Source organism: Cereibacter changlensis JA139, assembly GCF_003034985.1.
Taxonomy (GTDB): domain Bacteria; phylum Pseudomonadota; class Alphaproteobacteria; order Rhodobacterales; family Rhodobacteraceae; genus Cereibacter; species Cereibacter changlensis.
In genome coordinates, this window is record NZ_PZKG01000255.1 from 1 (window position 1) to 2874 (window position 2874).

Annotated in this window: 3 protein-coding genes; 2 read left to right on the forward strand and 1 reads right to left on the reverse strand. The window is 61.3% G+C overall.

Features of this window, described 5'->3' with window-relative positions:
* Both C5F48_RS22820 and C5F48_RS22825 read left to right on the forward strand, forming a co-directional pair.
* On the forward strand, positions 1-1142 hold a 1142-nt coding region (locus C5F48_RS22820), incomplete at its 5' end, for a DEAD/DEAH box helicase (protein ID WP_181247757.1).
* Between the two features lie 51 nt (positions 1143-1193).
* Positions 1194-2285: a hypothetical protein gene (locus C5F48_RS22825; RefSeq protein ID WP_107666004.1), complete on the forward strand. Its 1092-nt coding sequence runs from the start codon at positions 1194-1196 to the stop codon at positions 2283-2285.
* 302 nt (positions 2286-2587) lie between these two features.
* Here the strand turns inward: C5F48_RS22825 and C5F48_RS22830 are convergent.
* On the reverse strand, positions 2588-2874 hold a 287-nt coding region (locus tag C5F48_RS22830), incomplete at its 5' end, for a GNAT family N-acetyltransferase (protein WP_219907830.1).

Here is a 2874-nt window from a genome sequence, read left to right on the forward strand (position 1 = left end):
GCGTTCGCGTGTTCGACATCGCGGAGTTCGAGATGCTGCGCCCCCAAGACATGGCAAGGTCCGCCTGCGTGGTGGTGTCGACGATCCAGGCGTTCCGGGTGACGAACACCGTCGGGCGGCGCGTCTACGCACATCATGAAGAGCTGGAAACCCATTTCTCGGGCGTGCCGACGGAGGGGATGGAGGTCGTCTCGGCCGAGGAGGCGGCAGCCAACGACATGCTGCGCGAAGGGGCGGTGAAGTTCAGCTTTGCTAACCTGCTCTATCACCAGCGCCCCCTGATGATCGTGGACGAGGCGCATAACGCTGTGTCCGGCCTGTCGCGCGAAGTGAAGGCGCGTATCCGCCCTGCGGCGATCATAGAGTTCACGGCGACACCGCGCGGAGTGAACAACATCCTGTTTTCGGTCACAGCCTCGGCGCTGAAGGACGAGGAGATGATCAAGCTGCCGATCCGCGTGCGCCCGCATGATGACTGGCGCGAGGCGGTGTCATCCACGGTAGCGACGCGCGCAATGTTGGAGGAGAAAGCAAAGCGAGACCGCGACTTCATCCAGCCCGTGGCGTTGTACCAAGCACAAGCAAAGAACGGCCGTCCGACGGTGGAGGAGGTGAAAACTTACCTCATGGAAGAGAAGCTGATCCCCGAGGCCTGGATCAAGATTGCGACGGGGGAGCAGCGGGAACTGGATGGGGTGAACCTGCGCGATCCGAGCGTGCCGGTGCGCCATGTCATCACGGTGGCGGCACTGAAGGAGGGGTGGGATTGCCCCTCAGCCTATGTGCTGTGCGCGACCCAGAACCTATCGAGCACCACGGCGGTGGAGCAACTCCTAGGCCGCGTGCTGCGGATGCCCTACGCCGCGCGGCGCAAGGATCCGGCACTGAATTGCGCCTATGCCCATGTGTCTGAGCCGAACTTCGCTGCGGCAGCGAACGGGCTGCGCGACAAGCTGATCGACATGGGCTTCACCGACGAGGAGGTACGAGAGAGCCTGCAACCGCGCGGCGTTGATCGGGACAGCCAAGGGAGGCTGTTCGACCCGGATCCTGTGCGCCCGAAGCCTGTGTTGCAAGTGACGGTGAAGGACACGCCGGAGGTGCGCCAGACGCTGAACGACTTGCAGGAGTTGGGGCGTTGATTACGTGCCAAAGTCTGACGGCACTTTGTCTAGTTGGGGTCGAAGGGGGCGGTGAGTGACGACGTGGCAACGGCCGTGCGCTCGGTTGTGCAGGTTACCGATCACGGCCATTTCGACGCGCAACTGGCAAAGCATTTGGCACAAGTCGAGGCGTTGAAGACACGTGCTGAACTGGGCGCAGTAATAGAAGTACCGCGGCTGCTTGTCGAGATGGACGGCGAGGTGTTCGAAGCGGACACGGAAGCGATCTATGAGCGTGTCGAATGGTCCCTGCTGAAGCACGCTGCCGAGTTGACCGAGGCGGAGCTGACCTTCCGACGCGACGAGGAAGTCGTGGTGATCGACCTAGAAGGCGAGAAGCTGGTCTACAGCCGCTTAATGCAGGAGGCGCCGCAGCTGACAGGCCTCGCCATGCCGGACGATGCAGACATCGAAGTGTCGCTGGTTCAGTGGTTGACCCGAGAGTGTCGTGATCGGTGGATCCCAGATGCCGAGATGCAACCGTGGATCGCTGGCCTGATTGGTAAGCTTTTAGAACGGGATGGCGTGTCCGTTCGCACGCTAGTAGATTGGCAACATCAGATCGCAGCGCGCATCCGCTGGAAGGTGGCTGAGATCCACAAGATCGAGCGCTCGAACGCTCATCAGATCATGTTGTTTGACGACTTGGCGAAGCCCACTTCCGATGCCGCGGCGGCGGTTCGGTTTGATGATCAGGTCTATCGAACGGTTCCAACCCAGCCCATAGGTGGGATGCGCTTCCAGCGGCACCTGCTCGGTGCAGATCGCGCCCCACTGCTCGACGGCGATCTGAATGGCGACGAATTCCAGTGCGCATGGTCGCTCGACAGCCTGGCTGAGGTCGACGTCTGGGTCCGCAACGTGGCGCGGCATCCTGACTCCTTCTGGTTGCCCCGCGTGGGTGGCCGCTTCTATCCCGATTTTGTTGCCCGTCTGAACGATGGGCGAATCTTCGTAGTGGAATATAAGGGGGAGCATCTGGTTGGCGCGCCTGAGGCTCGTGAAAAAGACCGCATTGGCAAGCTCTGGGCGAGAACAACAGGTAACGTGTTCCTCACGGTCAGGAAGGTCGCACACGGTGTCGATGCTGTCGGTCAGATGCTGGGGGCCATATCAGTGTAATATAGTAGCGGCGAATTGATTTGCTTCCTACGGGCTGAAGATCCCTTCGCAGCAGCTGCTGGGTGTCCGCTTTTGGGCTGTTCCGCCTGACGAAGACGGCGCTGACCGTCCGCTCTCTGTGCTTATCGATCAATGGGAACGCTGGACGATGCTTGCGCAGCGAATGACTGGTAGGTCCGCATAGCTGGCTACCCAGCGGGAGCGGGCTTTCGTGCAAACACACTGCGCGGGGACGTTTCTGGCAAAGTCGCCTTTGCAATCTGGATGTCCGGCGCGCGGGACCATATGTCAGGTGGCGAACACTAGCGGAACGCTGCAATCACGGTTTCGATGGGCAGAAACAGGGTACGGCTGTCCGCCGGATATTCGGTGAATTCGGCGCAGGCCAGGTAGAAGCGCTTTGCGTCGTCATCCTTGGCCTGAACCAGCACAGCCCCGATCCCAATGCTCTGTGACGCGACCGCGATGCGTCGCAGAGCATCCGACAGAATGTCCGCGCCGAGGCCGCGACCGGCATAGGCGCGGCTGACCGCCAAACGCCCGATTACCGAAATAGGGATGGCGTCTGGCGCGTTGCGCCGGACCTTCC